We start from the raw sequence: 24,941 nt of genomic DNA, 5'->3' as shown, positions 1-24,941 counted from the left end.
AAGGCCCGCCGGGAGTGGACCGGCGGGAGGGGCGCTGATTAGAACAGTCGGCCCCCCTCGGCAAGCGCCGCCTGAAGCCCCATATCGGCGGCGAGCGATCCGCCCGGAGTGACCCATGCTGTTCCAGAAGACCCACGACATGCCCACCGCCGACACCGCCCTGCCCGGGCGCGACCAGCCGGTTCGCACCGACGAGGTGCACTATGTCAGCGGCCGGCCGCTGAAAGGCCCGCATCCGGAGGGTTTCGAGACCGCCGTCTTCGGCATGGGCTGCTTCTGGGGCGTCGAGCGGGTGTTCTGGCAACTGCCGGGGGTGTGGGTGACCTCGGCCGGCTACGCCGGCGGCTTCACCCCCAATCCGACCTACGAGGAAGTCTGCTCGGGCCGCACCGGCCACGCCGAGGTGGTGCAGGTGGTCTTCAATCCGAAGGAGATCAGCTACGGCGAACTGCTGAAGACCTTCTGGGAAAACCACGACCCCACCCAGGGCATGCGCCAGGGCGGCGACGTCGGGACCCAGTACCGCTCGGCCATCTTCACCCTGGACGACGACCAGCGCGCCGAGGCCGAGGCCAGCCGCGACGCCTACCAGTCGGCGCTGACGGCGGCGGGGCAGGGGACCATCACCACCGAGATCGTCCCGGCCGGGCCGTACTGGTTCGCCGAGGACTACCACCAGGGCTACCTGGCCAAGAACCCGGGCGGCTACTGCGGCATCGGCGGCACCGGCGTGACCTGTCCGATCGGCGTCGGCGTCATGGCGGATTCGGGGGCCTGAGCATGGACCGGGCGGGGGTCGGCAAGGTCTGCCTGGCGCTGCCGGGCGCGACGCTGGACCACCCGTTCGGCGACGATCACGACGCCTACAAGGTCGGCGGCAGGATGTTCGCCATCGTCGGCGGCCTGGGCGGGCTGTCGTTCAAGGTCTCGGACATCGCCTTCGAGGTGCTGACGGAGGATGGCCGGGCGCGCCCGGCGCCCTATCTGGCGCGGGCGAAGTGGGTGCACCTCGAGGACCCGGCCGACTGGCCGGACGACGAGCTGGCGGAACACCTGACGATCGCGCATGGACTCATCGCGGCGAAGCTGCCGAAGACGCAGCGGGCGGCGCTCGGCCTCGCCTGAGGGTCAGTCCGCCCGCCGCGCCTTCTCCCCGGTGATCCAGCGGTCCATCCGCGCATCCAGCAGGCCCAGCGGCAGGGGCCCGTCGACGAGCAGGGCGTCGTGGAAGCGGCGCACGTCGAAACGGTCGCCCAGCTCGCGTTCGGCCCGGGCGCGGATCTCGCGCAGGCGGATCTCGCCGATCTTGTAGGCCGTGGCCTGGCCGGGCCAGCCGATGTAGCGCTGCAGCTCGGTCTCGATGTTCAGCGGGGCCAGCGCCGAGTTGTCGCGGAAGCAGGCGCGGGCCTGTTCGATGTCCCAGCCCAGCCAGTGGATGCCGGTGTCGGCGACCAGCCGGCAGGCGCGCCACATCTCGTAGCTCAGCCGGCCGAAGCGTTCGTACGGCGTGCGGTAGAAGTCCATCTCCTCGCCGAGGAATTCGGCGTACAGGCCCCAGCCCTCGGTGAAGGCGGTGACGTCGACGCTGCGCCGGAAGTAGGGGCCGGCCTCGGCCTCCTGCTGCAGCGCGATCTGCAGGTGATGGCCCGGCACGGCCTCGTGAAGGGTCAGGGCCGGGAGTTCGTAGAGCGGTCGCTGGTCGAGCGCGGAGGTGTTGACCATGTAGCCGCCGGCCACCCCGTTCTCCATCGAGCCGGGGAAGTAGCGGCCCGTGGTGTAGTTGGCCTCGATCTCCCGGGGGACCGGCCGAACGCCGTAAGGGGTGCGCGGCAAGGTTCCGAACAGGGCCGGCAGGCCGTCGTCGGCCCGCTTGGCCATCTCCGAGGCCTTCTCCAGCAGATCCTCGCGGGTCGGCGCGTAGAACCGGGGATCGCTGCGCAGGAAGGCGAGGAAGCCGGCGAAATCGCCGGTCCAGCCCGCGGCGCGCATCTCGGTCTCCATGCGGGCGCGGATGCGGGCGACTTCCTGGAGCCCCAGCTGGTGAACCTCGTCCGGGGTCATGTCGGTGGTGGTGTAGCCGCGCACCAGGAAGGCGTAGAGCTCGCGCCCGCCCGGCCGGTGCACGAGGCCGAGCGTCCCGGGCGCCCGCGGCAGGTAGTCCTCGCGCAGGAAGCGCGCCCATTCGCGCCGGGCCGGCATGATCCCCTCCGCCACTGCGCGGGCGGCGCGGGCGCGCAGCGCGGCCTGCTCGGCGGGGGGGATGGAGGCGGGAAGGGTCTCGAACGGCCGCAGCAGCGGGTCGGTTTCGGCGGTCAGGGCCGCCTCCGGCTCGATGAGGGTCAGGGCGTTCTCGACCGTGGGCCGGGGCTGGATCAGGCCGGTCTCCAGCCCGCGCCGGGCGCTGGCCAGCTGATCCTCGTAGAAGCGCGGCAGGGCCTCGAGGCGGGCGATCCACGCCTCGGCGTCGGCCCGGCCGGCGATGCGCGTCACGCTGGCCAGATAGCCCGCGGTCTGGCCCGGTCCGCCCTCGGAGCTGAAGGCGTCGATGCGGCCGGTGTCCAGCGGAATGCGGTCCAGCGCCCGTCGAAGCACGTAGCTGAGGAAGGCGTGGTTCAGGCGGTCGTCTTCGGACAGTCGCGCGGGATCGACCTGCGCAAGGCGCGCGGCCAAGCCGCTCAGCACCGGCTCCTGCGCCGCCTCGAAAGCCCGGGAGACGTCCGGGAGGCGCCGCTTGGCGTCCGCGTCGCCCTCCATCCCGGCCGTGACGGGATCCACGCTGCGCAGCCAGGCCTCGTAGTCGGCGAGGACGGATGCGAGCGCCGGATCGGCGGCTTGGCGCACCGTGCCGGCCGGGCGCGGATCGGTCTGCGCCATGGCCGGACCGGCGGCGAGAAGCAGGGCGGCGGCGCCCGCGGCGAGTATGGCTTTCATCGAGTCCCCCTCCGGAAGGGCGCAACTGCACCGGACGGGAGGCGGGGCGTCAACCGCAGAAGGCGAAGAAGCGTTCGATCCGGCCCGCCGACCCGGCGTGTGGAACATAGACCTCGCGTTCCCCGTCGTGCCATCGCGCCAGCCAGGCGAGGTGTCGGAACTGTCGGAAAACGGGCTCGTTCGTCCGGGCGGTGGCGCTGAGAATCAGGCCGTCGTGGATCAGATCGGTTTCCCCGGAGGCCGCGAACGTCCCTGCCTGTCCGCCGGACTCCAGCTGGATCACGGGCTCCGCGTCGGCCGCTGCGAGGGCGACCACCTCAAGGCGCCCTTCGCCGGGGCGGCAGTCAAGCGCGATGCGAAGGTCGTCGCTCTCGGGCGCGCCGTAGGCCAGTCGGGCCTCGCCGGCTTCCTCGTGGAGAATCCAGTCGTAACCCTCTGTCGGGGCCGGCGGCGGTTGCGGCGGCGCGCGGTCGACGGAGGGCGGCGTGCCGGCGCAGGCGGCGAGCGCCGCCGTCCCGATCAGCACCGACAGTGGGGCGCGGATGCGCATCCGGGTCTCCGGTTCAGCCGGAGCAGAGTTCTGCGAACCGGCGCAGCTTGGCAAGATGCGCCGGCGCCACCTCGACGATCCGTCGACGCTCCCCCGCCGTCACGGTCAGCTGCCCGTCCACCCCGAAGGCCGCAAACACCGGATGATCCGTGCGCAGGGCGAGCCTCAGGCCGCCGGCCCTGGCGGCGCTGGCTTCGGCCACGGCTGTGGCGTCGCCAGCCGTGACGCGGGCCATGCCGCCGCCGTCCTCGCCGCCGTACAGCGTCAGGTGAGCGACGCTCTGACCGGGCTCGCACTCGAGCGTGGCGCGGAGGTGCGCCGTGTCGGGCACTTCATCGGCCAGGACGATCGGCGACTCCTCGGCGTAGAGCGTCCACGTCCAGCCGGCGTCCGGCGGTGTTTCGGCGCGTGTCTGTCCGGCCGACAACATCAGCGCCCCGGCGGCGAGCAGGTCGATCATGGTCCAGCCCCTGTCGCCTGCCCGCGAAGGAGTCAGGCCTGGTTTCCGCCGCACCAGGCGAAGAACTCGCCGATCAGCCGGCGCTCCTTCGAGGTGGCGGTCAGCTCGAACCTACCCCCGTCGCCGTCGACCGCCAATGTTCCAGTCCGGACCAGTCGTCGAAGGACCGGATCGGCGGTCGGAATGCGGGTCTCGTCGAGCAGGCCGCCGCCCAGCGGATCGATTTCCGCGGGTCCGCTCGACGCATGAACGAGGCGCGGACTGTCGGGCTGGACGTCGCCGTAGACGGTCGCGGTCGGACGCCCCGGCTCGCAGGTCATCATCAGCGCAAGTTGATCCGAATTGGGCAGGCCGTAGGCGAGCTTGGCCATCGACCCCTCATGGCTCAGATGCCAGCCCATGCCGTCAGCGGCCGGCGGCGACGCGGAGTTCGTCGCGCCCGACTGGGCGGCGGCGGCGATCAGCCCTAGGGCGGCGACGGCGGGGATGGCGAACCGGAACATGAAGAGTACTCGCGTCTGACCCGGCAAACGCTGCTCTTCCGCAAGGGTTCACGGCCCCGCTTCGGCGAATTCCAACCGCGCCTTGATCTGTTGCCGATTTATCGCGAGCCCCTACGCCGCCCCTAGAAGGGGCTGAAGCGCTCCACCAGGGACTGGGCCGCCGGCGTCGCCTGCACCCGGCTGATGTCGCCGCGGCCGCCGTAACTGATCCGCGCCTCGGCGATCTGGGTGTGGCGGATGGTGTTGGCGGAGGAGATGTCCTCGGGCCGGACGATGCCGGCCACCGTCAGTTCGCGCACCTCGCGGTTGGTGCGCACTTCCTGCCGACCCTGGATCACCAGGTTGCCGTTGGCCAGCACGTCGGTGACGACGGCGGCGATGGTCAGATTGACCCGTTCGGAGCGGTTCACCGTGCCGGAGCCGCTCGCGTTGGACTCGCCCTCCATGCCGATCATGTTGCCGGCGTCGAAGCCGCCCGGGAAGGCGCGGCCGAGGCTGGTCTCGAGGCCGAACAGGTTGGTGACGCCCCCGGAGATGTCGTTGGAGCGGCTGCGCTGGGTCGAGTTCTGGGTCTGGGCGCGGTCGTCGATGTTGATGTCGACGGTCAGGATGTCGCCGACGTGCCGGGCGCGCTGGTCGCCGAAGAAGGTCCGGGCCCCGACGCGCCACAGGCTGTTGGCGCTGGCGGCGCGATCGGCGCGCTGTTGCTCGGGGGAGGGGAGGTAGGTCTGGCTGGTCGGCACCAGGGCGGCGGGATAGCCGATCGGAGCCAGTTCCGGCCCGCGCACCGCCTCGACGGCGGTTGAGCAGGCGGTCAGCGACAAGGCGGCGGCGGCGACGGTCAGGGCGGTGCGCATGGGTACTCTTCCCTCTAGCGGGCGGCGAACTGGTGGGTGCGGGCGGCGGGACCGGCGACGGCCCGGCCGGGGGCGACGGCGACGGCGTCGAAGATTCGCCCGGACTGCAGATTGCGGATGGCCAGCCGCTGGCCCTCGGCGGCGGCGCCCTCGGCCCGGCCCGAGATGGTCAGGCGCAGGCCGTCGGCCTCGTAGAGCACCTCGACGATGTCGTTGCGGCTGATGATCCGGTCGGCGTAGGCGCTGCGACGCGGGGCCGGGGCGAACGACGCCGCGACCGGCGCGGCGGCGGTCGTCGGCGAGCCGGCGTCGGCCGGAGCGGCCGCGGCGTGGCGCACGACCACGCGGCGCAGGCCGTTGGGATTGGTCCAGTCCAGCCCCGCCTGCCGGGCCATGGCCTGCAGCTGGCCGGCCTCGAACACCACCGACGGGCCCGAGCGGCGGCCGACCACCACGCCGGCGGCGGAGCCGGCGCCGTCGAAGACGTCGCCCAGCGTCACCGCGCCGTCGATGTCGACCGGATTGGCCTTCAGGCTCACCGGTCCGGCCAGCGCCGGAGCCGCGACCAGCAGGGCGGCGGCCGCGCCGAGGATCAGAGCCCTCACGACTTCACCTGCGCGCTGACCGACAGCATCTGGTCGGCGGTGGTGATGACCTTGGAGTTCATCTCGTAGGCGCGCTGGGCGATGATCAGGGCGCTGATCTCGGCCACGGCGTCGACGTTCGAGGCCTCGGTGTAGCCGTGCAGGATCTCGCCGAACCCGACCTCGCCCGGCGTGCCGACGTTGGCGGGCCCCGAGGCCGCCGTCTCCAGCAGCAGGTTGTCGCCGACCGCTTCCAGTCCGGCCTCGTTGAAGAAGCTGGCCAGCTCCAGCTGCCCGACGATCTGCGGCTCCGGCTCGCCCTGGGTGATCACCTGCACCTGGCCCGACTTGGAGATCGAGATGTCGACCGCGTCCTGCGGGATGGCGATGTTGGGCTGCACCGCATAGCCGTCGTCGGTGACCAGCTGTCCCTCGCCGTTGACCGCGAAGTTGCCGGCGCGGGTGTAGGCGGTCTCCCCGGAGGGCAGCAGGATCTGGAAATAGCCGCGGCCGTCGATGGCCATGTCGTAGCGGCCGCCGGTCTGGGTCGGGGTCCCCTGTTCGGTGACGCGATAGACAGCCCCCGCCTTCACCCCGGCGCCGATCTGGATGCCGGTCGGCACCACAGTCCCCTGGCTGGAGGACTGCGCCCCCATCCGTTCGACGTTCTGGTACAGCAGGTCCTGGAACTCGGCCCGCTGACGCTTGAACCCGACCGTGTTCATGTTGGCGATGTTGTTCGAGATGACCTCGACGTTCAGCTGCTGGGCGGCCATGCCCGAGGCGGCGGTTCTGAGCGCGCGCATGTCTCAGCTCTCCCTTACGAAACCCGGCCCAGCCGCTCGACCGAGCGGCGCGACAGGTCGTTGGTGTTCTCGATCATCCGCGTCACGCTCTCGTAGGCGCGCTGGATCTCGATGAGGTTGGTGATCTCGAGGATCGGATTGACGTTGGACCCTTCCAGCATGCCTTGCCGGATGCGGGCGTCGTTGGCCTCGACGGCGGCGGCGTTGGAGGCGTTGCGGTACAGGCCGTCGCCGCCCTTCTCGAGCACCCCCAGGGTGGCGAAGCGCACCACCGAAAGGCGGCCGACCGGCTGCCCGTTCTGGCTGATCGTGCCGTCCGCGCCGACCTGCGGCTCGCCCAGGGTGCGGTCGAGAATGATCTCGCCGGCGTCGCCCAGCACCGCCTGTCCGGCTTGCGTGGTCAGCCGGCCCTCCGGGTCGAGGGTGAAGGCGCCGTCCCGGGTGTAGGCTTCGCCCGCACCGTCCTGCACCTTGAAGAAGGCGCCCTCGCCCTCGATGGCGAAGTCCAGGGTCCGGCCGGTCTGCTCCAGCGCGCCCTGGCCGTAGTCGCGACCGACGCCGTTATCGAGCACGAAGCTGACGCCGGGCCGCACGAAGGCGTTGCGGGCCCGCTCGCCGACCTCGGCGCCGACCAGCAGCTGTTCGACCTTGAACCCGGTGGTATCCGCATTGGCGATGTTGTTGGCCACCACGTCGAGCTCGCGGCGCAGCGTCATCTGGCGGGACAGTCCGGCGTAGGCGGCGTTTTCCACGGGCGGCTCCTTTCGCCGGTCCATGTCGCAACCCCCGTGCCAGGGGGCCGAATCCAGTCGCAGCGGGCATTCCAGCGGCGAAGCTGGCTCCGGCGCCCGGCAGGATTTGCCGGTTCTAAACGGGTCGTTAACCAAACCCGGCTGGAATGACCCTGAGATTCTCGGGGCGTCGCGGCATGCTGAAGTTCGGCAAGAAGAAGGGCGGGAAGGGCGACGACGCCAATCTGCCCGCCGTCGCGGACGGCGAGGGCGGCGAGGGCGAGGCTGCGCCCGCGAAGAAGAAGCTGCCGCTGCTGTTCATCGTCATCCCCGCCGCCCTGCTGGTGCTCGGCGGCGGCGGCGGCGCGGCCTTCCTGCTCATGCAGCCGAAGTCGGCGGAGGCGGGCGACCATGCCGCGCCGAAGAAGGGCGGCCACGAGAAGAAGGCCGAGAAGAAAGGCGGTCACGGCGGCGGCGGCGGCGAAGCAGACGCTTCGCTCGGGGTGATCTCCGAGGGGCCGGACGGCGTGGTCTTCTACGCCCTGCCGGATATGGTGGTGAACATCCAGTCGGCTGACGGACGGCCGACCTTCCTGAAGCTGAAGCTCACGCTCGAGATGCATGACTACGCGCTCGCCGAGCACCTGCAGGCCGAGATGCCGCGGATGCAGGACATGTTCCAGGGCTTCCTGCGCGAGCTCAGGCCCGAGGACCTCGCCGGCTCGGCCGGCAGCTTCCAGCTGCGCGCCGAGATCCTGCGTCGCGTCAACCTGATCGCCGCCCCCGGCGAGGTCGACGCTGTGCTGATCGAAGAAATGCTGGTGCAGTAGGGATGAGCGACGCCGCCTTCGCTGACGCCGCCGATCCGTTCGCCGAGCCGCTGGAGCCCCCGATGGACGAGCGGCCCGCGCTGGGCGAGAGGGTGCTGAACCAGGACGAGATCGACAGCCTGCTCGGCTTCGATCTGGGCGAGGACGACGCCTCCGAACGCTCGGGCATCCGCGCCATCATCAACTCCGCGCTCGTCAGCTATGAGCGCCTGCCGATGCTCGAGATCGTCTTCGACCGCCTCGTGCGGCTGATGACGACCTCCCTGCGCAACTTCACTTCGGACAACGTCGAGGTCAGCCTCGACAACATCTCCTCGATCCGCTTCGGCGACTATCTGAACTCCATCCCTCTACCGGCCATCCTGGCGGTGTTCCGGGCCGAGGAACTGGACAACTACGGCCTCCTGACGGTCGACTCCAACCTGATCTACTCCATCGTCGACGTGCTGTTGGGCGGCCGGCGCGGCACCGCCGCCCTGCGCATCGAGGGGCGGCCCTACACCACCATCGAGCGGGTGCTGGTGCAGCGGATGATCGAGGTCGTGCTCAACGACGCCCGCGCCGCCTTCGAGCCGCTGACCCCGGTGCACTTCAACCTCGATCGGCTGGAGACCAATCCCCGCTTCGCCGCCATCGCCCGGCCCGCCAACGCCGCCATCCTGGTCAAGCTGCGCATCGACATGGAGGATCGCGGCGGGCGCATCGAGCTGCTGCTGCCCTACGCCACCCTGGAACCCATCCGGAAGATGCTGCTCCAGCAGTTCATGGGCGAGAAGTTCGGCCGCGACAACATCTGGGAAGGCCACCTCGCCACCGAACTCTGGACCACCGGCACGGAGGTTCGCGCGGTCCTCGACGAGCAGCAGCTGCCGCTCTCCAGGGTGCTCGACCTCAAGGTCGGCGACACCCTGATGCTCAACGCCACGCCGGACTCCGAGGTTTCGGTCCGCGCCGGCGCCATCCCGCTGACGGTGGGTCGCATGGGCCGCAAGGGTCAGCACATCGCTGTCCGGGTCGAGGCGCCGGTGAACGTCGAGGCCGCCTCCAGTCTGATGAAGGGAAGACGCTGATGACCGGAATGATCCTCGATGGCGTGCTGATGCTGCTGCTGGTCGCCGCGCTCGGCTACGGCGTCCGTCTGGAGAAGAAGCTCGGCGCCCTGCGCGCTGGTCAGCAGGCGTTCGCCTCGGCGGTGACGGAGCTGAACGCCGCCGCGGGTCGGGCCGAGGCCGCCCTGGCGTCGCTGCGGGCCTCGGGGCAGGAGACCGACCTGCTGCACGACCGCATCATCAAGGCGCGCGAGGTCAAGGCCCAGCTGGAGACCCTGATCGCCCGCGCTCCGGCGCCGGTCGTCGCTCCGTCCGCGGCTCCCGTCGCAGCCGCCCCGACCCCGCCGGCGACGGCGGTCCGTCCGGCCGCCGTTCCCGGTCCGTCCGCGGACGAGGAGCGCGCCCGTCGCATGGCCGCCCTCGCCGACCGCATCCAGGGTCTGGCCGCGCCCGCCCGTCCGGCCGGCCGGGACAACGTCGCCGCCATCGTCGGCGCGTTGACCGCTAACCAATCGGCGAAGCGAAGCCTCAACCGCGCGCGTCGTAGTCTCGACGAAGACCTGTTCGCCGCCTGATCCGAGTAGCCGATCATGAAGATTCCCCGTCTCCTGCCGCTCGTCGCCGTCGCCATCGGCGGGGTGGTCGCGGTGCGCGCCGCCGGCGTCGCTCCGGAGCTGTTCGAGGGGGCGCAGGCCTGGGCCGAGGAGGCGGTTCCGGCCGCCGGGTCCGGCGCCGCATCGGCTGCGCCGCCGGCGGTCTGCGCCCTGACACCCGAGCAACTCGCCCAGCAGGCCGGCATCTCGCCCGCCGAGCTGCGCGTCATCCAGTCCCTGTCCCAGCGTCGCACCGAACTGGACGCCCGTGACGCCGACCTGGCCTCCATGCTGCCGCTGCTGGCGGCGGCGGAGCAGAAGCTGGACGCACGGGTGCAGGCGCTCCAGACCGTGAAGGGGGAGGTCGAGCAGCTGCTCGGGCAGGTCGACGAGCGGGAGAAGGCCGAGCTCGACCGGCTGGTCGCCGTCTACTCCGCCATGCGGCCGCGCGACGCGGCGCGCGTGTTCGGTTCGCTGGACGACGACGTCCGTCTGCCCGTCGCCGCCGCCATGCGCCCTCGCGCTCTCGCCGCCGTCATGGCCCAGATGGACCCCGCCGCCGCCCGCGAACTGACGGAGAAGCTGGCCCGTCGGTTCGAGGGGCAGCAGCGCGCCGCCCGTGCGGCCGTAGCCGCGGCCGAGGCGGAGCCTGCGCCGGCAGCCGCCCCGGCTGCGCCGGCCGCCCAGCCCGCGGCCGGGACCACGCCTCCGCCGGCGGCACGCCCCGCCGCCCGGCCCCCGGCCCGCCGACCGGCGCCGCGACCCGCGGCTCGCACGCCCTCTCCGGCGCCGGCGCAGCCCGAGCCTGCAGGCGAACGCCCCTACCAGCCGTCGGCCCCCGCGCCCGCCGCTCCGGCCCAGCCCCGCCAGTCGGTAGAGTAGGCGCAGACCTCTCCGGCCGGGGCTGACTGACATCCAACGAGAAAGGGCCGCGTCCTTCCCGGACGCGGCCCTTCATGTCTCCGAACGGGCGTGACGCCTATTCGATGTCCTCGTTCAGCAGGCCGACCTTGTAGAAGCCGTTCTCCTGCAGGGTGTTCATGACTTCCATGAACTGGTTGTACTTCACCTCGGGCTGGGCGCGGACGAAGATGCGCTCTTCCTTGCACGCCGGGAAGCCGCCGCCCAGGGCGGTGCAGGCGTCGGCCGGCAGCGTCTCGATGGCGGACTGGCGGTCGGCCAGGAAGATCGAGCCGCTTTCCTGGATGGTGATGTAGACCGGCTCCTTCGGATTCTCGCTGGGATCCGGCGGCGTGGCCGGCGGCAGGTCGAGGCGGATCGACACGGTGGCCAGCGGCGCGGCGACCATGAAGATGATCAGCAGCACCAGCATGATGTCGACGAACGGCGTGACGTTGATGTCCGAGTTCTGCTCGATCGTGTGGGCCTTGCCGCCGCCCGGTCCCGAAAGTTTGGCGCCCATGCGCGAGATCTCCATCAGGCCCGCGCATCATGCGGCGAGCGTCGCTGAAAGCTTCGGTCCGTGTCTTGGCGTCCCGGAACCGCCTTGTAAAGCGGCTTCGGCCACGTTGCGGTTCCGGAGCGCCGCCGGGGAGGCGGAATTCGCCCGGCGCGGGAAGCCTCAGCCCCTCGCCAGCTTCAGAAACCGGTCCTTGAGCGCCGCGTCGGACTTGAAGACGCCAGTGAAGCGCGTTGTGATGGTCGAAACGTGGCGATGGTGCACACCGCGGGTGGTCATGCACTGGTGCTCGGCGTCGATCAGGATGGCCACGCCCCGCGGCTGCAGATTCGATTCGATGGCCTCGGCGATCTGGTTGGTCAGGACTTCCTGGGTCTGCAGGCGGCGCGCGTAGATCTCGACCACCCGCGCCAGCTTGCTGATGCCGACCACCTTCTCGTCCGGGATGTAGGCGACGTAGGCCTTGCCGAGAAACGGAGCCATGTGGTGCTCGCAGTGGCTCTCCACCTCGATGTCGCGCAGCAGGACCATGTCGTCGTAGCCCTGCACGTCCTCGAACGTCCGGCTCAGTTCCTTCGCCGCGTCGGCGTCGTAGCCGTCGAACCATTCGGCATAGGCGTCGACCACCCGCTTGGGCGTGTCCTTCAGCCCTTCGCGATCGGGGTCGTCCCCGGCCCAGGCGAGCAGGGTCCGCACCGCGTCCAGCGCCTGTTCGCGGCTGGGGCGTTTGATCTCGTCGTTGTCGCCGACCAGCACGGGCTTGACGGGGGTGACGCTCATTCTCGATCCTTCAGGCGGCGGGAAAGCGCGCGATGAAGCCCACAGCTCTCCCTCTATTCTCGGCCGAAACCCTGTCGAGTATGCGGCAAGGCGGCTATATGGGCGATCCCGCCCGTATCGCAAGAAAACTCAAGGCCCCGCAGCCGATGCCGCTGACGATCCATGACACCCTGCAGCGCGAGAAGCGCGTCTTCGAGCCGCGCGATCCGGGCCGGGTGACGCTCTATGTCTGCGGCCCGACCGTCTACGACTACGCCCATATCGGCAATGCGCGCCCGCCGGTGGTGTTCGACGTGCTGGTCCGGCTGCTGCGCCGCACCTACGGCGCGGACAAGGTGATCTACGCCCGCAACGTCACCGACGTGGACGACAAGATCAACGCCAAGGCCGCGAAGGAAGGCGTGCCGATCGGCGAGGTCACAGCCCGCTACGAGGCCGCCTATCTTGAGGACATGGCCCGGCTCAACGTCTCGCCGCCCGACATCGCGCCGCACGTCACCGACCACATGGCCGCCATCGTCGCCCAGATCGGCGCCATCATGGACCACGGCTGCGCCTACGCCGCTGAAGGCCATGTGCTGTTCGACGTCTCCTCCTACGAGACCTACGGCCGTCTGTCGGGCCGCAACCTCGACGACATGATCGCCGGCGCCCGCGTCGAGGTCGCGCCCTACAAGAAGAACCCCCACGACTTCGTCCTGTGGAAACCCTCGAAGGAAGGCGAGCCGTCGTGGCCGTCGCCCTGGGGCGAGGGCCGCCCCGGCTGGCACATCGAATGCTCGGCCATGATCGAGGAGACGCTGGGCCTGCCCATCGACATCCACGGCGGCGGCATCGATCTGGTCTTTCCGCACCACGAGAACGAGATCGCCCAGGGCGTCTGCGCCCACGGCCACGCCCATGAGGCGGGGGCCCATGCGGAGTACAGCCGCTACTGGATGCACAACGGCTTCCTGACCATGGACGCCGAGAAGATGTCCAAGTCGCTGGGCAACGTCCTGCTGCTGCACGACCTGGTTCAGTCCATCCCGGGAGAGGTGGTGCGCTGGGCGTTGCTGTCGGCCCACTACCGTCAGCCGCTTGACTGGAACCAGGCGCTGCTGGAGCAGAGCCGCAAGTCGCTGGACCGTCTTTACGGCGCCCTGCATCGCGCCGCCGCGGTGGAGTCCACGACCGACGCGCCGCCGGCCGAATTTCTCAAGGCGATCGAGGACGATCTCAACACGCCGGGCGCCATGGCTGTGCTGTTCAGCCTGTCCAGCGAGATCGAACGGGGCATGACCGCAGGCGATACGGCCGCCGTCGCCGCGGCGAAGGGGCAACTGGTCGCCTCCGCGGCGCTGCTCGGGGTGCTGCAGAGCGATCCGGCGGCCTGGCTTGAGGGCGACGTGCCGGATGACCTGAGAACCGAGGTGGAGGCGCTGCTCGAACAGCGCGCGGCCGCCCGGGCCGCGAAGGACTGGCCCGAGGCCGACCGCATCCGTGATCGCCTGAACGCCCTGAGCGTCGTCGTCATGGACGGACCGCAGGGGCCGACATGGCGGCTGAAAGGCTGACTGGAAAGCGGGACTCCCGAGACGTTCCCTCGCCCTTTCAGAGTCCCGAAGGTCAGAAGCGCGTAACCGTCAGGTGATCCGCTTCGCCGCTACCGGATCGCTGGCCGGAAAGGTCTCCTCGACCCCTTCGTCGACAAGCGCCTCCTGGCGGCTCTCCGCCATGCGTTCCTCTTCGCAGAGCTGATCCGGCTTCCCGGTTTCGGGCGCGGCCTTGCGGGCATGGGGCACGTCGTCGGCGGGCGCCTGCTGGTGATCGGGGTTATGGCCGTGAGGCAGGTTGGTCATGTTCGCTCCTCAGCTTGAGGGATGATCTTCATCGCCATCGGGGCCGTAGCCCAGGTCGGCGATATCGTCGTCGGAAAGGCGCTTCGCTTCCCAATGGGCGGCGCTGGCCTGGGCTCCGCGCACGTCTTCCATGAGGCCGGCGTAGACCAGCTCGACCTCGTCGTGCGTGCGGAGGTCACCGCCGCCGGCGTCGATCTCGGCGACCCGCGGGCTGTCGACGCCATAGAGAGGGTCGGCCTCCGGCTCCACTCCCGTGGCGGTGAGTTCGTCATCGATGTCGAGATCGCCCTCGTCGAGGGTCTCCACATCCTCCTCGGAGTCCTCGTCGTCTGCGTCGCCGACCGCCCGGGTTACGTCCAGGACCTCCGGCAGTTCCTCGAAGGTCTTGAACTCGTTGGTCGGCGCTCCGCCGTCGGCTTCGTCGAAATTGTCTTCGTCGAACACTTCGGAGAAGTCCTGGTCGTCGGGGCCGTTGTCGTCGATCTCGGGCATGGCGAAGCTCCTTCGCCCGATCAACGCCTCCCGGTCAGGCGGCGTTCCGTGCCTCAGCCGCGCGCCGCCGTCAGTTCCTCCAGCGCCATCCGAATCCGTCCGATGGTCTTCTCCCACTCGTCGAAGGCCTCGCGTCGGAAGAAGCGCAGGTGGGGATAGAAGGGGTACCGGTCGGTCCCGAGGAAGTGCCAGTCGTCAGGCGCGGCGATCATCCACGTGTTCGCGCCCACAGCCGCGGCGAGGTTGGTCCCGGCGATTCCGGGCCCGATCACCAGGTCAAGCGCCACCGAAAGCGCGGCGACGTCCTCAAGGTCGTCCTTGAGGTTGATCGGCGGCGTCCATATCCGCACTCCGGCGGCTTCCGCTGCCGCCAGGTCTTCGGACACATCGCCGCACTGCAGGTTCACCATCACCGTTCCGGGCGTGGTCAGCACCGGCTTCCAGCGCTCGAAACTGGAGAAGTACCGCGCCCGCGATCCGTTCAGCACCAGACTCTTCCAGTGCAGACCGACCTTCAGGCCGGGGCCCAACTGCTCGAGTTCACCTCGCCAGTGCGCCATCCGTTGCGGATCCGCCGACAGATAGCCGCGGCGCTCCGGGAAGAGGTCCAGCGTCGGCCGGAACACCGCCAGCAGCGAGGCCATCGGCGTCCAGCGGTCGACCCCGTCTTCCCGCGCCTCGACGAAGGGCGCGTAGCGGGTGATGCGCCCCTCCAGCTTCACTGTCCGGTGGGCCCCGACCTCGACGCCGGGGAAGGATCGCTGGAACAGGCCGATCAGGCGGGGCTCCACGGCGAGGATGACCTTGCCTTCGGGGCCGACAGCCTCGACCGCGTCCCCCACGCAGGTTCCGAACACCATTTCGTCGGCGATGCCCTGCTCGCCGATGATCAGCAGGCGCTCGCCCCGGATGTCGTCCTTCTCCGGATCCCATCGCGGGGCTTCGACCGCCACCTGCAGGGCCTCGGGGAGGTGCCGGTCCAGCCGGACTTCATAGGCGTTGAAACCCTCCGGAATCCGGCCGAGCGCCATCAACAGCAGAGCCCGCGCCATGTTCATCATGGCCTTCTCGTAGGGGCTTTCGGCCCCCGGCAGCGCCGCTTCGAGATCCTCCAGCGCCCCGGCCGCATCGCCCATCGGCTGCCGCGCGTTGGCCCGGTTGTAGCGGGCCTTGGCGAAGGCCGGGTTCAGTCTCAGCGATTCCTCGAAGAAGGTCAGGGCCGTAACCATGTCACCCTGGTCGCTCAGGACCGTGCCCAGCGTGTTCCACAGCACCGGCGATTCCGGCTCCACGGCCAGCATCGCTCGCAGCGTCTCGACCGCGTCGCCATAGCGCTTCTGCTCGCGCAGGACGCAGGCGAGATTGTTGGTCGCCTCGATGTGGCCCGGATGGGCTGCGAGGAACTTCAGCAGCAGCTTCTCGGCGATCTCAAGGTAGCCCAGTTGCTGGGCCAGACGACCCAGGTCCTGGGCCACATCGGTCTCGTGAGGCAACAGCTTCAGCGCCGCCTCGTAGGCCTGCAGCGCCTGGCCGAAGGCTCCGGACTTCTCCCGGCAGATGGCCAGCACATGCCACGCCACGCCGCTGGTTTCGTCCATCCGCAGGGCGTCGAGGGCGCGCCGGCCGCCGAGGTCGAAATCGCCCGCGCGTACGGCGGCCACCGCCGCCTTCAGCTTCTCGGCGACCTTGCGCTGGACCTTGGCGGCCTTCGTCCCCGCCAGCTGCCGGTTCAGCCGGCGCAGGGCGTCCGGCGAAGCGGCGTCGCCGGCGACGCCCTGCGCGGCCGGAGCCGGAGCGTGGATCTGTTCGGGAGATATCTCGGCAGCGGACATCGGTGAGTTCCTCCGGCGGCGGCACGAGGCTCGCGGACCGGTCACAAGAGACGGTTAACCACGTCTGTTTAATCTGCGTTCGTTCCCGGCTTCCTAACTTTCGGCCGGGCTCGAGGGGAACCCGCCGAGATGCCGCTGAAGCTGTCGCTCAAGCCGGGCGAAAAATTCGTCCTGAATGGCGCCGTCGTCCAGAACGGCGACCGTCGCGGTGTTCTGATCCTGCAGAACAAGGCCAGCGTCCTGCGCGAGAAGGATATTCTCCAGCCCGAGGACGCCAACACGCCGGCGAAGCGAATCTACTTCCCGGTCATGATGATGTACCTCGACGAGGCTGCGGCGCCGAAACTCTACGACGAGTTCGCCATTCGTCTGACCGAGTTCATGGGGGCCACGCGCAACCCCGCCGTGCTGGCCGACTGCGTCGCCGCGTCCCGGTTCGTAATGGGGCGCGAGTATTACAAGGCGCTGATGGCGGCCCGAAAGATAGTGGATTACGAGGAAGGTCTGGTGAATGTCGCTTCAGGCGTACAAGGCGGCCGCCACCCGGGCTGAGAACCCGCGTGAGATGGAGTACCGGCTGTTCGGGCAGGTGACCCGGGCGCTGATGCACGCCGCCACGGTGGATGCATCGGACATCGCCACCCGCATCGACGCGCTCGACTGGAACCGGCGGCTGTGGTCGGCGCTGGCTACCGACTGCGCCAGCCCCGACAATGGCATGGACCAGGCCCTTCGGGCCCGGATCATCTCGATCAGCCTGTTCGTCGGCCGGCACTCGTCGGCCGTGATGCGCGGCGAGGAGGACTTCGAGCCCCTCATCGACATCAATCGCACGATCATGCAGGGGCTTGCCGGACCCGGGGCTCCGGCGCAGGCCGCCTGACCCCGTCCCGCTAGGCAAGTTCGACCTCCCGCGGCGGAACCTGCCGCCCGGTGTCGGCCGGGCAACCGAGCTATCCATCGGAAAAGAAGCGACTTTCCATTGTCGGGGGAGCGGTCCGGGTCTTGCGTGGACGTGCGCGAACCAGAACCGGTTCGACGGCCAGAAGGCCGTTAACCAACCCGACCAGAATGGAAGGAACAGCCGATGGTCATGTCGGTCAACACCAACGTGGGCGCGATGATCGCGCTCCAGAACCTGAACGCGACCAACGCCCAGCTGGCGACGACGCAGAACCGGATCAACACCGGCAAGTCTGTGGCCAACGCCAAGGACAACGGGGCCATCTGGGCGATCGCCCAAGGCCAACGAGCCGAGATCGGGGCTTTGAGCGCGGTGAAACAGTCTCTCGATCGTGGCGTCGCCGCGGTCGATGTGGCGCTGGCGGCGGGCGAGACGGTTTCCGACCTCTTGCTCCAGATGAAGGAGAAGGCACTCGCGGCGACGGATGCGTCGCTGCTGACCGCGGCCCGGGCCGCCCTTAACGAGGACTTCGTCTCCCTGCGCGAGCAGATCGCATCGGTCACCGCCAATGCCGAATTCAACGGGATCAACCTGCTGAAGACGGGGGCGACGGGGTTCGAGGCGCTGGCCAATGCGCAAGGCACGTCGACGCTCACCGTCGACGCCGAAGTCATGGCTTTGGGCGGCACGATCGTCTCGGTAGGCGCGGCGCAGACGATCAGCACCCAGGCCGCGGCCGCGGCCGCCCACACGGCGGTCAGCAACTCCATCGATGCGGTTTCGGGCGCGCTCGCGCGTCTCGGCACCATGTCGAAGGCGCTCTCGACCCACACCACATTCGTCGGCAAGCTGACGGATGCGCTGGAGGCGGGAGTGGGCAACCTGGTCGACGCCGACCTGGCGAAGGAAAGCGCCAAGCTCCAGGCCCTGCAGACGAAGCAGCAGCTGGGGGTTCAGGCGCTGGGCATCGCCAACCAGACGCCGCAGCTGGTCCTGTCGCTGTTCCGCAGCTGATTCACGTCAGGTTCTCGCAGGCGCCGGAGAGGGAGACCTCTCCGGCGTCTCGCGTTCAGCCCAGGCCCGTGGCCTGGAAGAAGGAGGAGACGGCGGCGCTGACCAGCTCCCAGGCCAGCCAGATGAACAGGCCCACCCCGGCCACGCCCAGCCAGCCGAGCAGCACGACCAGCCCGTCGCGCTGCATCAGGCCGAATCCGAAGGTCGAGATGATCAGCGCCGGCACAAGATTGCCGCCCCAGATCGGCAGCACGAGAATGCAGGCGAGGGCGACCGTGGCGACGCCGATGAGCATCTCCGACAGCTCGCTGGTCATCACGTGAAGCCGGGGGCGTGACAGCCGCTCCACCATGCGCACGCGCGGGAGCACTTTCTCGACCCCCTCCCGGTAGGTCTTGCGCTCGATCCAGCGCTTCATCGCCCAGCGCGGCAGCCACAGCTGATCCGCCCGGGTGGCCAGTTGCAGGCCCATGAGCAGCAGGGGCGCGCCGAGAACGGTGGTCGTGCCCGGAATGATGCCGATGGCGATGTTGAGCAGCCCGAAGAACAGCATGAGCGCGCCGAAGCCGCGCTCGCCGAAGGCGTCGACCAGTTCTCCGAGATAGAGCCTGGGATCGTCCTTGCGGCCGATGTCCTCGATCACCTGGGAGAAGGACCGGATGTCGCTCTGATAGTCGTAGTCGGGCATCGGGCGACGGCCTGGCTGGACGGTTGTAGCGGCGATCTATGCACGTCGGGGCGCAAGCGCCACTTAACAAACATCCACATGCTGGGTCGCAGGCCAGGGCCTGGGACGGTGGTCAGTCGTCCGACTTGTGCTCCGGCTTGTCCTTGCGGCTGGTGCTGGCCATCTTCTCGAGCTCCTTCTCGCTCATCGACTCGGCCATCGACTTCGAGGGCCCCTTGAGCTCCGATTTCGGCGTATCGCCGCGCTTGGCCGACAGGGCGGCTCCGGCGGCCTTCTGCTGGGCGGCGGACTTGGCGGGCATAGCGGTTCTCCTTCCGTACGGAAGGCAACCGACAGGCTAGCCAGCCGGTTCCGAGGAAATCTCCAGCGTATATGCGGTGTCCACCAGCTCGCCGGCGCCATTCGGAGGAGGCGCATCTCCCTGCAAGCCGAAGACCATCCCCGAGATCATGAGCAACGGAGCCGCGGAATAGAAGAGCCGGCTCGCGATCACCAGGTTTCGCAACAAAGGACGATCTTTCGGCAGCCGGATCGTAAGGATCAGCCACACCAGACGGTTCATCCTCAGTGGCGCGTAAAGGTCGAACTCAGGAACGTCGACCGGTGGCGTCTGCCGCCGGAGATAGGCGCCCAGACGCGGCGCGGTGGCATAGATCAGAGCCATGCTCACGGCGAGGCTTCCCATCCCTGCGAAGAAGAGATTGATCGCGGCGAGCGGCACCTCAGCCTCCCAGAAGCTCCCGTCCGATCAGGAAGCGCCGGATTTCGTTGGTGCCGGCGCCGATGTCGTAGAGCTTGGCGTCGCGGACCAGACGCTCGACCGGCCATTCCTTCGTATAGCCGGCGCCGCCGAGGGCCTGCACGGCTTCCAGCGTCACCTTCACCGCGTTCTCCGAGGCCAGCAGGATGGCGCCGGCGGCGTCGTAGCGGGTGGTCAGGCCGGCGTCGCAGGCGCGGGCCACCGAGTAGACGTAGGCGCGGGCGCTGTTCAGGGCCACGTACATGTCGGCAATCTTGCCCTGCATCAGCTGGAAGGAGCCGATGGCCTTGCCGAACTGCTTGCGCTCGCGGACGTAGGGCAGAACCACGTCCAGCGCCGCCTGCATGATGCCCAGCGGACCCGCCGACAGCACCGCCCGTTCATAGTCGAGGCCCGACATGAGCACGGCCGCGCCGCGCCCCTCGCCGCCCATGATGTTCTCTTCGGGGACCTCGCAGTCCTCGAACACCAGCTCGGCGGTGTCCGAGCCGCGCATGCCCATCTTGTCCAGCTTCTTCGAGACGCTGAACCCCTTCATGCCCTTCTCGACCAGGAAGGCGGTGACGCCGCCGTTGCCGTCGCCGGTGCGGGCGTAGACCACCAGGGTGTCGGCGTGCGGGGCGTTGGTGATCCAGAACTTGGTCCCGTTGAGGACGTAGCGGTCGCCCTTCTTCTCGGCACGGGTGCGCATCGACATGACGTCCGACCCCGAGCCGGCCTCGGACATGGCCAGCGAACCGACGTGCTCGCCGGAGATCAGCTTCGGCAGGTAGCGCTGCTTCTGTTCGTCCGTGCCCCAGCGGCGGATCTGGTTGACGCACAGGTTGGAATGGGCCCCGTAGCTGAGGCCGATCGAGGCCGAGGCGCGGGAGACTTCCTCCATGGCGACCACATGCTCAAGGTAGCCGAGGCCAAGGCCGCCGTACTCTTCCTCGACGGTGATGCCGTGCAGCCCGAGCTCGCCCATCTCGGGCCACAGCTCGCGCCGGAACAGGTTGGTCTCGTCGATCTCTGCGGCCAGCGGGGCCAGACGGTCGGCGGCCCAGCGGGCGGTGGTCTCACGGATGGCGTCGGCGGTCTCGCCGAGGCCGAATTCCATGGATTGGGGGGCGTTGGGAATGCTCATGGCCGCGGGCGTAGCATCGCGGGCGCGCCGGGCAAAGTCAGTCGCGCCGACCCCAGCGCCGATACAGGTTCCATGAGGAGACGCCGACGCAGGTCAGGCCGATCAGCGCCAGCACCCACCCGATGATGGCGAAGTCGCCGGCGCCCCCGGTCATGGCCTTCCGGAAGGACGCGGCGGCGGCGGCGCAGGCGCCCAGTCCAACCATGCCCATGATCAGGAAGGCGCCCGTTTCGCCCCAGTCGAAGCGACGCGGACGTGGCGGCTCCCTCTCGTGTCGAAGCACCGAGAGCGAGGCTTCGTCGTCGAACAGCTCCGTTTCACCCTGCAGCGCGGCGGCGGGCTGCTCCGCCCCCCAGGGCTCGCGTTGGACCTCGGCGAAGTCGCCTTCCCGCGCCGGGGTGAGGACCAGCGGCTCGACCGGCTCGGAAGCGGGCCGGGCCTCAGGCGCGGGTTCCGGTTCGACCCGCGGCGCCTCGGCGGCGGCCGCGACAGGGTCGAATGAGGGCCCGGGCGTCGGCTGCGAGTCCGCGGATGGCCCGGACCCGGGTTCCGCGTCCCCGGCGGATGCGGGCGCATCGAGTGTCGGGAGCCCGGGCAACGGTCCGGTGGTCACCCCTGCGTAGGGTGAGAACCGCTGGTGCACCGAGGTCTGGGCCGGCGCGAGGAAGGCCGGCTCCTGCGGCGCCCAGCTCCCGAGGGCGGAGCCGACCGGCGCAGCAGCGGCCTCGTCGGGCTCCGCCGCTTCTCCCAGCAGGGCCGCGATTGCGGCCGCCCGGGCGTCGGAGGAAGCTGGCGACGTGCGCGGCGGGGGCAGGGGGGCCGCCAGCAGGTCGGCGAGATGGATCGGCGCCAGCGGATCGGCGACGAAAAGGGCGCGCTCCGCGGCGCGGCGGCGCAGCGCGCTGTCCGGCGCCGGCGGCTCGGGCCAGTCGAACAGGGCGTCGGCGGCCTCGCCGGCGTGACCGGCGTTCAGCCGCAAAAGCACATCTGACCGCAGGAAGCGGTCGACGCCGACGGAGACGGCGAAGCTGGCCAGGGCGTCGAACTGGTGCTGGTTCAGGGGGATGGCGACCTGCTCGTTCAGAGCCTTCACCACCGGCAGCAGATCGTACTGCAGCAGCAGTTCGGCGTCCTGTTCGCCGACCGTCAGGCCTTCGCGGGCCGAGGCCGTATGGCCGTAGCCGATCGTCCAGCGGCCCTCCTCATTGAGGACGGCGCGCGGGCGGAAGCCCTCGAAGCTCTTGATGAGCACGATCCCCTCGCGGGAGACCTTCAGACGTGATCTGGCCGTGTCGGACACCGGATTGACCCAAATCGAGACGCAAACGCTCGCTCGTCAAGGGAACCAGCAAGCCCCGGGCCTACAGCAGGACGACCGTCGCCAGGCCGAGGAAGATCAGGAAACCGAAGAAATCGGTCGTGGCCGTGACGAAGACGGCCGAGGAGACGGCCGGGTCGAACTTCAGGCGCGACAAGGTGAGCGGCGTCAGCACGCCCACGGTTGCGGCGACCAGCAGGTTGAGCACCATGGCGGCGGCGATGACCAGGCCGATCCTCCAGTCCTCGTCCCAGAACCAGAAGGCGGTGGCGACGCCGATCAGGGGCGCCAGCACCAGCCCGTTGGCCATGCCCACCAGCATTTCGCGCCAGAAGGTCCGCGGCGCGTTCGAGCTGTTCAGTTCGCGCGTGGCGAGGGCCCGGACGGTCACTGTCAGAGCCTGGGTGCCCGCGTTTCCGCCGATCGCTGACACAATCGGCATCAGAATGGCGAGGGCGACGATCTCCTGGATGGTGCCCTCGAACCAGCCGATGACGCTGGCTCCGAGAACCGCGGTGGCGAGGTTGATCGCCAGCCACGGCACCCGGCCGCGGACGATCTCGGACACCGAGGAGCCGCGGTCCTCGTCGGCGACGCCGGCGAGGCGGAGGATGTCCTCGCGGTTCTCCTCCTGGATGATGTTGACGATGTCGTCGACGGTGACCTGGCCCACCAGCCGGCCGGCGCTGTCGATGACCGGGGCCGAGATCAGGTGGTATTTCTCGAAGATGTAGGCGACCTCTTCCTGGTCCTGGTCGACGGCGATCTCGTTGACCGGGTCCATTATCTCGCTGAGCGGGGTGGCCCGCGGCGTGCGCAGCAGCCGGCTGACGGGGACGCCGCCGACGGGGCGGTTCAGCGGGTCGACGACGTAGATGTCGAAGAACAGCTCGGGCAACTCCTCGCCCTGGGCGCGGACGTGGTCGATGGTGTCGCCGACGTTCCAGAACTGCGGCGCGGCCATGACCTCGCGCTGCATCAGGCGGCCGGCGGAGTCCTCGGCGTAGCCCAGCGAGCTTTCGATGGCGGCGCGGTCGACCTCGGGCATGGCCGCCAGCACCTTCTCGCGCTGATCCTGCTCGAGGTCCTCGACGACGGCGGCGGCGTCGTCCGAATCGAGCTCCTGCAGGGCCTCGGCGAGGGTCAGGTGGGGGACTCGCTCGAGCACCTCCTCGCGGATGCCGTCGTCAAGCTCGGGCAGGGTCTCGGCGAGCAGATCCGGCGGCAGCCAGAGGGTGACGACGGCGCGATGCTCGGCCGTCAGGAAGCCCATCAGGTCGGCGACGTCGGCAGGGTGCAGGTCCTCGAGCAGGCCGCGGAGCTTCAGGCCGTCGCCGTCGTCGGCGGCGTCGACCACCTTCTCGACGAAGGCCGGGGTGAGGACGTAGTCCTCGTCGAGGGCGACGTGCTCGATGTCCTCATCGGCGACGGGGAGGGGCATTGTATTGGAGTTCATGCCGCGACTCCCGAAACGTCAGCTAGAAGCCGATGATTTTCCTCGAAAATAAATTCGGTTCCGATTTGGTGCGGTCGAGAAGACTCGAACTTCCACGGGTTGCCCCACAGCGACCTCAACGCTGCGCGTCTACCAATTCCGCCACGACCGCTCGCATCGGAGGGGGGCAGATAGCGGGTGTCGGGGCGAAAGGGAAGGGGCCCTACGCCGCCCCCGCCATGAAATCGTATACGTCGGCCGGGCGGGTGACGGTGATGGCGATGCGGTCCTCGCGGATCTCGATGGCGCCGCGGGCGACGGGGTGGTTGTTGGCGAGGATCCAGACCTCGTCGTTCTCGGAGGCGTCGAGCGGAATGACGGCGCCGCGGCCCATGCGCAGCAGCTGGGCCATGGGCAGCACCGAGCGCCCCAGCACAACCGAGATCTCCACGTCGACGGCTTCGATCTGGCTCATGGGGGGACTCGACGCGGACTGAACTTCGGAGGGGTGATCTTGCATGACGCTCCCGACCCCCACATTGGAGCGTCATGGTTTCCCCAACCTTAAGCGAATCGACGGCGAAGCTGGTCCGGGCCGACGGACGGCCGGCGGGCTGGGCCGTGTCGCCGGGCTACGTCGGCTACCCCGAGGCGGTGGCGGCGATGGAGGCCCGGGCCGCGGCCATCGCGGCCGGCGAGGCCGACGAGCTGGTCTGGCTGCTGGAGCACCCGCCGCTCTACACCGCCGGGGTGTCGTCGAAGGACAGCGACCTGCTCGATCCCGGCCGATTTCCGGTGCACCGCACGGGGCGCGGGGGGCAGTTCACCTATCACGGTCCCGGCCAGCGGGTGGCCTATGTGATGCTCGACCTCGACCGGCGCGGCCGCGACGTGCGCGCCTTCGTGCGCGGGCTGGAGCAGTGGATCGTCGGCGCGCTGGGCGAGTTCGGGGTCCCCGCCGGAACGCGCGAGGGCCGGGTCGGCGTGTGGGTCGAGCGCAAGGGCGCGGGGTGGTCGCGGCCCCCCCTCGTCGGCTACGCCGACACTCCCCCCGCGAGCGGGGGAAGAGATGACAAGATCGCCGCCATCGGGGTCAAGGTGCGCCGCTGGGTCAGCTTCCACGGCGTCAGCCTGAACGTGGAGCCCGACCTGTCGCACTTCGCCGGCATCGTGCCGTGCGGCATCCAGGAGCACGGCGTCACCAGCCTCGTCGACCTCGGCGTGCCGGCCACGCTGGACGAGGCCGACGCGGCGCTGAAGACGAGCTTCCGCCGGGTGTTCGGAGCGGTGCGGGAGGCGGAGGCGCCGGTGAGAGGCGAGATCGCTGCCGACACACCGCGGCGATTCTGAGCGTCGCCTGAGGTGCAAGACGCAGCATCACCCAGTTTGGCGGGGCTGACCGTCAGCGACGGACAATCGCTCGCTCTCCGGCGGCGC

General features: G+C 69.6%; 31 protein-coding genes and 1 tRNA gene. 11 read left to right on the top strand and 21 right to left on the bottom strand.

Annotated features, from left to right (window positions below; genetic code table 11):
- The first annotated feature begins 115 nt into the window (after positions 1–115).
- Positions 116–778: a peptide-methionine (S)-S-oxide reductase MsrA gene (msrA, locus tag BM333_RS14155; protein WP_092313109.1), complete on the top strand. Its 663-nt coding sequence runs from the start codon at positions 116–118 to the stop codon at positions 776–778.
- A 2-nt stretch (positions 779–780) separates the two neighbouring features.
- Positions 781–1,125, top strand: a complete 345-nt coding sequence (locus BM333_RS14150; RefSeq protein WP_092313106.1) for an MmcQ/YjbR family DNA-binding protein — start codon at positions 781–783, stop codon at positions 1,123–1,125.
- A gap of 3 nt (positions 1,126–1,128) precedes the next feature.
- On the opposite strand, the gene BM333_RS14145 is transcribed toward BM333_RS14150, so the two are convergent.
- The 8 genes from BM333_RS14145 to flgF form a co-directional block, all read right to left on the bottom strand.
- Positions 1,129–2,931: a DUF885 domain-containing protein gene (locus BM333_RS14145; protein ID WP_092313103.1), complete on the bottom strand. Its 1,803-nt coding sequence runs from the start codon at positions 2,929–2,931 to the stop codon at positions 1,129–1,131.
- 49 nt (positions 2,932–2,980) lie between these two features.
- On the bottom strand, positions 2,981–3,481 hold the full coding sequence (locus BM333_RS14140; RefSeq protein ID WP_092313100.1) for a P-loop NTPase family protein: 501 nt from the start codon (positions 3,479–3,481) through the stop codon (positions 2,981–2,983).
- Positions 3,482–3,494: 13 nt separating this feature from the next.
- Entirely contained in the window at positions 3,495–3,941 is a 447-nt protein-coding gene (locus BM333_RS14135; protein WP_245777292.1) for a hypothetical protein, read from the bottom strand.
- 32 nt (positions 3,942–3,973) lie between these two features.
- Positions 3,974–4,444 (bottom strand): hypothetical protein, encoded by a 471-nt coding sequence (locus BM333_RS14130; protein WP_092313097.1) that lies wholly within the window; start codon positions 4,442–4,444, stop codon positions 3,974–3,976.
- 122 nt (positions 4,445–4,566) lie between these two features.
- Positions 4,567–5,301, bottom strand: a complete 735-nt coding sequence (flgH, locus tag BM333_RS14125) for a flagellar basal body L-ring protein FlgH (protein WP_092313094.1) — start codon at positions 5,299–5,301, stop codon at positions 4,567–4,569.
- Between the two features lie 14 nt (positions 5,302–5,315).
- Positions 5,316–5,906: a flagella basal body P-ring formation protein FlgA gene (locus BM333_RS14120; protein WP_092313091.1), complete on the bottom strand. Its 591-nt coding sequence runs from the start codon at positions 5,904–5,906 to the stop codon at positions 5,316–5,318.
- Positions 5,903–6,691 carry a flagellar basal-body rod protein FlgG gene (gene flgG, locus BM333_RS14115; protein WP_092313088.1) on the bottom strand — a complete coding sequence of 263 codons (789 nt, stop codon included), beginning with the start codon at positions 6,689–6,691 and terminating at the stop codon, positions 5,903–5,905. The genes BM333_RS14120 and flgG overlap by 4 nt, the downstream gene beginning before the upstream one ends.
- A gap of 14 nt (positions 6,692–6,705) precedes the next feature.
- Complete coding sequence (gene flgF, locus BM333_RS14110) at positions 6,706–7,443, bottom strand: flagellar basal-body rod protein FlgF (protein WP_092313086.1); 738 nt, start codon at positions 7,441–7,443, stop codon at positions 6,706–6,708.
- Between the two features lie 146 nt (positions 7,444–7,589).
- Between flgF and BM333_RS14105 the strand changes: the two genes are divergently transcribed.
- Genes BM333_RS14105 through BM333_RS14090 form a run of 4 tightly spaced genes read left to right on the top strand, consistent with a single transcriptional unit; the run spans position 7,590 to position 10,776 of the window.
- Positions 7,590–8,252 (top strand): flagellar basal body-associated FliL family protein, encoded by a 663-nt coding sequence (locus BM333_RS14105; protein ID WP_245777291.1) that lies wholly within the window; start codon positions 7,590–7,592, stop codon positions 8,250–8,252.
- Between the two features lie 2 nt (positions 8,253–8,254).
- The gene (gene fliM / locus BM333_RS14100) at positions 8,255–9,322 is read left to right on the top strand and encodes a flagellar motor switch protein FliM (protein WP_092313081.1); all 1,068 of its coding nucleotides are present in this window, start codon (positions 8,255–8,257) and stop codon (positions 9,320–9,322) included.
- Positions 9,322–9,876, top strand: coding sequence for a DUF6468 domain-containing protein (locus BM333_RS14095; RefSeq protein WP_092313079.1), 555 nt, complete (start codon positions 9,322–9,324; stop codon positions 9,874–9,876). Before fliM ends, BM333_RS14095 begins: the two co-directional genes overlap by 1 nt.
- A 15-nt stretch (positions 9,877–9,891) precedes the next feature.
- The gene (locus tag BM333_RS14090; protein ID WP_245777290.1) at positions 9,892–10,776 is read left to right on the top strand and encodes a MotE family protein; all 885 of its coding nucleotides are present in this window, start codon (positions 9,892–9,894) and stop codon (positions 10,774–10,776) included.
- Positions 10,777–10,873: 97 nt separating this feature from the next.
- Here the strand turns inward: BM333_RS14090 and BM333_RS14085 are convergent, their stop codons facing one another.
- Positions 10,874–11,317: an ExbD/TolR family protein gene (locus BM333_RS14085; protein WP_092313148.1), complete on the bottom strand. Its 444-nt coding sequence runs from the start codon at positions 11,315–11,317 to the stop codon at positions 10,874–10,876.
- Positions 11,318–11,476: 159 nt separating this feature from the next.
- Positions 11,477–12,094: a GTP cyclohydrolase I FolE gene (gene folE, locus BM333_RS14080; RefSeq protein ID WP_092313074.1), complete on the bottom strand. Its 618-nt coding sequence runs from the start codon at positions 12,092–12,094 to the stop codon at positions 11,477–11,479.
- A 146-nt stretch (positions 12,095–12,240) separates the two neighbouring features.
- Between folE and cysS the strand changes: the two genes are divergently transcribed.
- Positions 12,241–13,650, top strand: coding sequence for a cysteine--tRNA ligase (gene cysS, locus BM333_RS14075; RefSeq protein WP_092313071.1), 1,410 nt, complete (start codon positions 12,241–12,243; stop codon positions 13,648–13,650).
- Positions 13,651–13,719: 69 nt separating this feature from the next.
- Here cysS and BM333_RS14070 read toward each other — a convergent pair whose 3' ends face one another.
- The 3 genes from BM333_RS14070 to BM333_RS14060 are packed head-to-tail and all read right to left on the bottom strand — an operon-like array spanning position 13,720 to position 16,259.
- Positions 13,720–13,935 carry a hypothetical protein gene (locus tag BM333_RS14070; protein WP_092313068.1) on the bottom strand — a complete coding sequence of 72 codons (216 nt, stop codon included), beginning with the start codon at positions 13,933–13,935 and terminating at the stop codon, positions 13,720–13,722.
- 9 nt (positions 13,936–13,944) lie between these two features.
- Entirely contained in the window at positions 13,945–14,427 is a 483-nt protein-coding gene (locus tag BM333_RS14065; protein WP_092313065.1) for a hypothetical protein, read from the bottom strand.
- 53 nt (positions 14,428–14,480) lie between these two features.
- Entirely contained in the window at positions 14,481–16,259 is a 1,779-nt protein-coding gene (locus BM333_RS14060; protein WP_092313062.1) for a tetratricopeptide repeat protein, read from the bottom strand.
- A gap of 129 nt (positions 16,260–16,388) precedes the next feature.
- Here BM333_RS14060 and flbT point away from each other — a divergent pair, with 129 nt between their 5' ends.
- The 3 genes from flbT (at position 16,389) to BM333_RS14045 (ending at position 18,177) form a co-directional block, all read left to right on the top strand.
- A complete protein-coding gene (gene flbT, locus BM333_RS14055) occupies positions 16,389–16,811 on the top strand; it encodes a flagellar biosynthesis repressor FlbT (protein ID WP_092313059.1) in 423 nt (140 codons plus the stop codon).
- A complete protein-coding gene (gene flaF / locus BM333_RS14050) occupies positions 16,771–17,142 on the top strand; it encodes a flagellar biosynthesis regulator FlaF (RefSeq protein WP_092313056.1) in 372 nt (123 codons plus the stop codon). The genes flbT and flaF overlap by 41 nt, the downstream gene beginning before the upstream one ends.
- 204 nt (positions 17,143–17,346) lie before the next feature.
- Positions 17,347–18,177, top strand: a complete 831-nt coding sequence (locus tag BM333_RS14045; protein WP_092313053.1) for a flagellin — start codon at positions 17,347–17,349, stop codon at positions 18,175–18,177.
- 55 nt (positions 18,178–18,232) lie between these two features.
- Here BM333_RS14045 and BM333_RS14040 read toward each other — a convergent pair whose 3' ends face one another.
- From BM333_RS14040 to BM333_RS14005, 8 genes are all read right to left on the bottom strand, one after another.
- Positions 18,233–18,865, bottom strand: coding sequence for an exopolysaccharide biosynthesis protein (locus BM333_RS14040; protein WP_092313050.1), 633 nt, complete (start codon positions 18,863–18,865; stop codon positions 18,233–18,235).
- 112 nt (positions 18,866–18,977) lie between these two features.
- Positions 18,978–19,166 (bottom strand): DUF3008 family protein, encoded by a 189-nt coding sequence (locus tag BM333_RS14035; protein ID WP_092313047.1) that lies wholly within the window; start codon positions 19,164–19,166, stop codon positions 18,978–18,980.
- A gap of 36 nt (positions 19,167–19,202) precedes the next feature.
- On the bottom strand, positions 19,203–19,586 hold the full coding sequence (locus tag BM333_RS14030) for a hypothetical protein (protein WP_092313044.1): 384 nt from the start codon (positions 19,584–19,586) through the stop codon (positions 19,203–19,205).
- A gap of 1 nt (position 19,587) precedes the next feature.
- On the bottom strand, positions 19,588–20,751 hold the full coding sequence (locus BM333_RS14025) for an isovaleryl-CoA dehydrogenase (protein ID WP_092313041.1): 1,164 nt from the start codon (positions 20,749–20,751) through the stop codon (positions 19,588–19,590).
- A 37-nt stretch (positions 20,752–20,788) separates the two neighbouring features.
- Complete coding sequence (locus tag BM333_RS14020) at positions 20,789–22,051, bottom strand: lysozyme (RefSeq protein WP_177221907.1); 1,263 nt, start codon at positions 22,049–22,051, stop codon at positions 20,789–20,791.
- A 61-nt stretch (positions 22,052–22,112) separates the two neighbouring features.
- Complete coding sequence (gene mgtE, locus BM333_RS14015) at positions 22,113–23,525, bottom strand: magnesium transporter (RefSeq protein ID WP_245777289.1); 1,413 nt, start codon at positions 23,523–23,525, stop codon at positions 22,113–22,115.
- A gap of 66 nt (positions 23,526–23,591) precedes the next feature.
- A tRNA-Leu gene (locus BM333_RS14010) sits at positions 23,592–23,676 on the bottom strand.
- 51 nt (positions 23,677–23,727) lie between these two features.
- Positions 23,728–24,024, bottom strand: coding sequence for a FliM/FliN family flagellar motor switch protein (locus BM333_RS14005; protein ID WP_177221906.1), 297 nt, complete (start codon positions 24,022–24,024; stop codon positions 23,728–23,730).
- Between the two features lie 29 nt (positions 24,025–24,053).
- Between BM333_RS14005 and lipB the strand changes: the two genes are divergently transcribed.
- On the top strand, positions 24,054–24,854 hold the full coding sequence (gene lipB / locus BM333_RS14000) for a lipoyl(octanoyl) transferase LipB (RefSeq protein WP_092313030.1): 801 nt from the start codon (positions 24,054–24,056) through the stop codon (positions 24,852–24,854).
- The last annotated feature ends 87 nt before the right edge of the window (positions 24,855–24,941 follow it).

Origin of the sequence: Brevundimonas viscosa, from assembly GCF_900116065.1 — a bacterium.
GTDB lineage: Bacteria > Pseudomonadota > Alphaproteobacteria > Caulobacterales > Caulobacteraceae > Brevundimonas > Brevundimonas viscosa.
The sequence above is the reverse complement of the archived record's forward strand: the minus strand, read 5'-3'. Positions and strand labels throughout refer to the sequence as shown.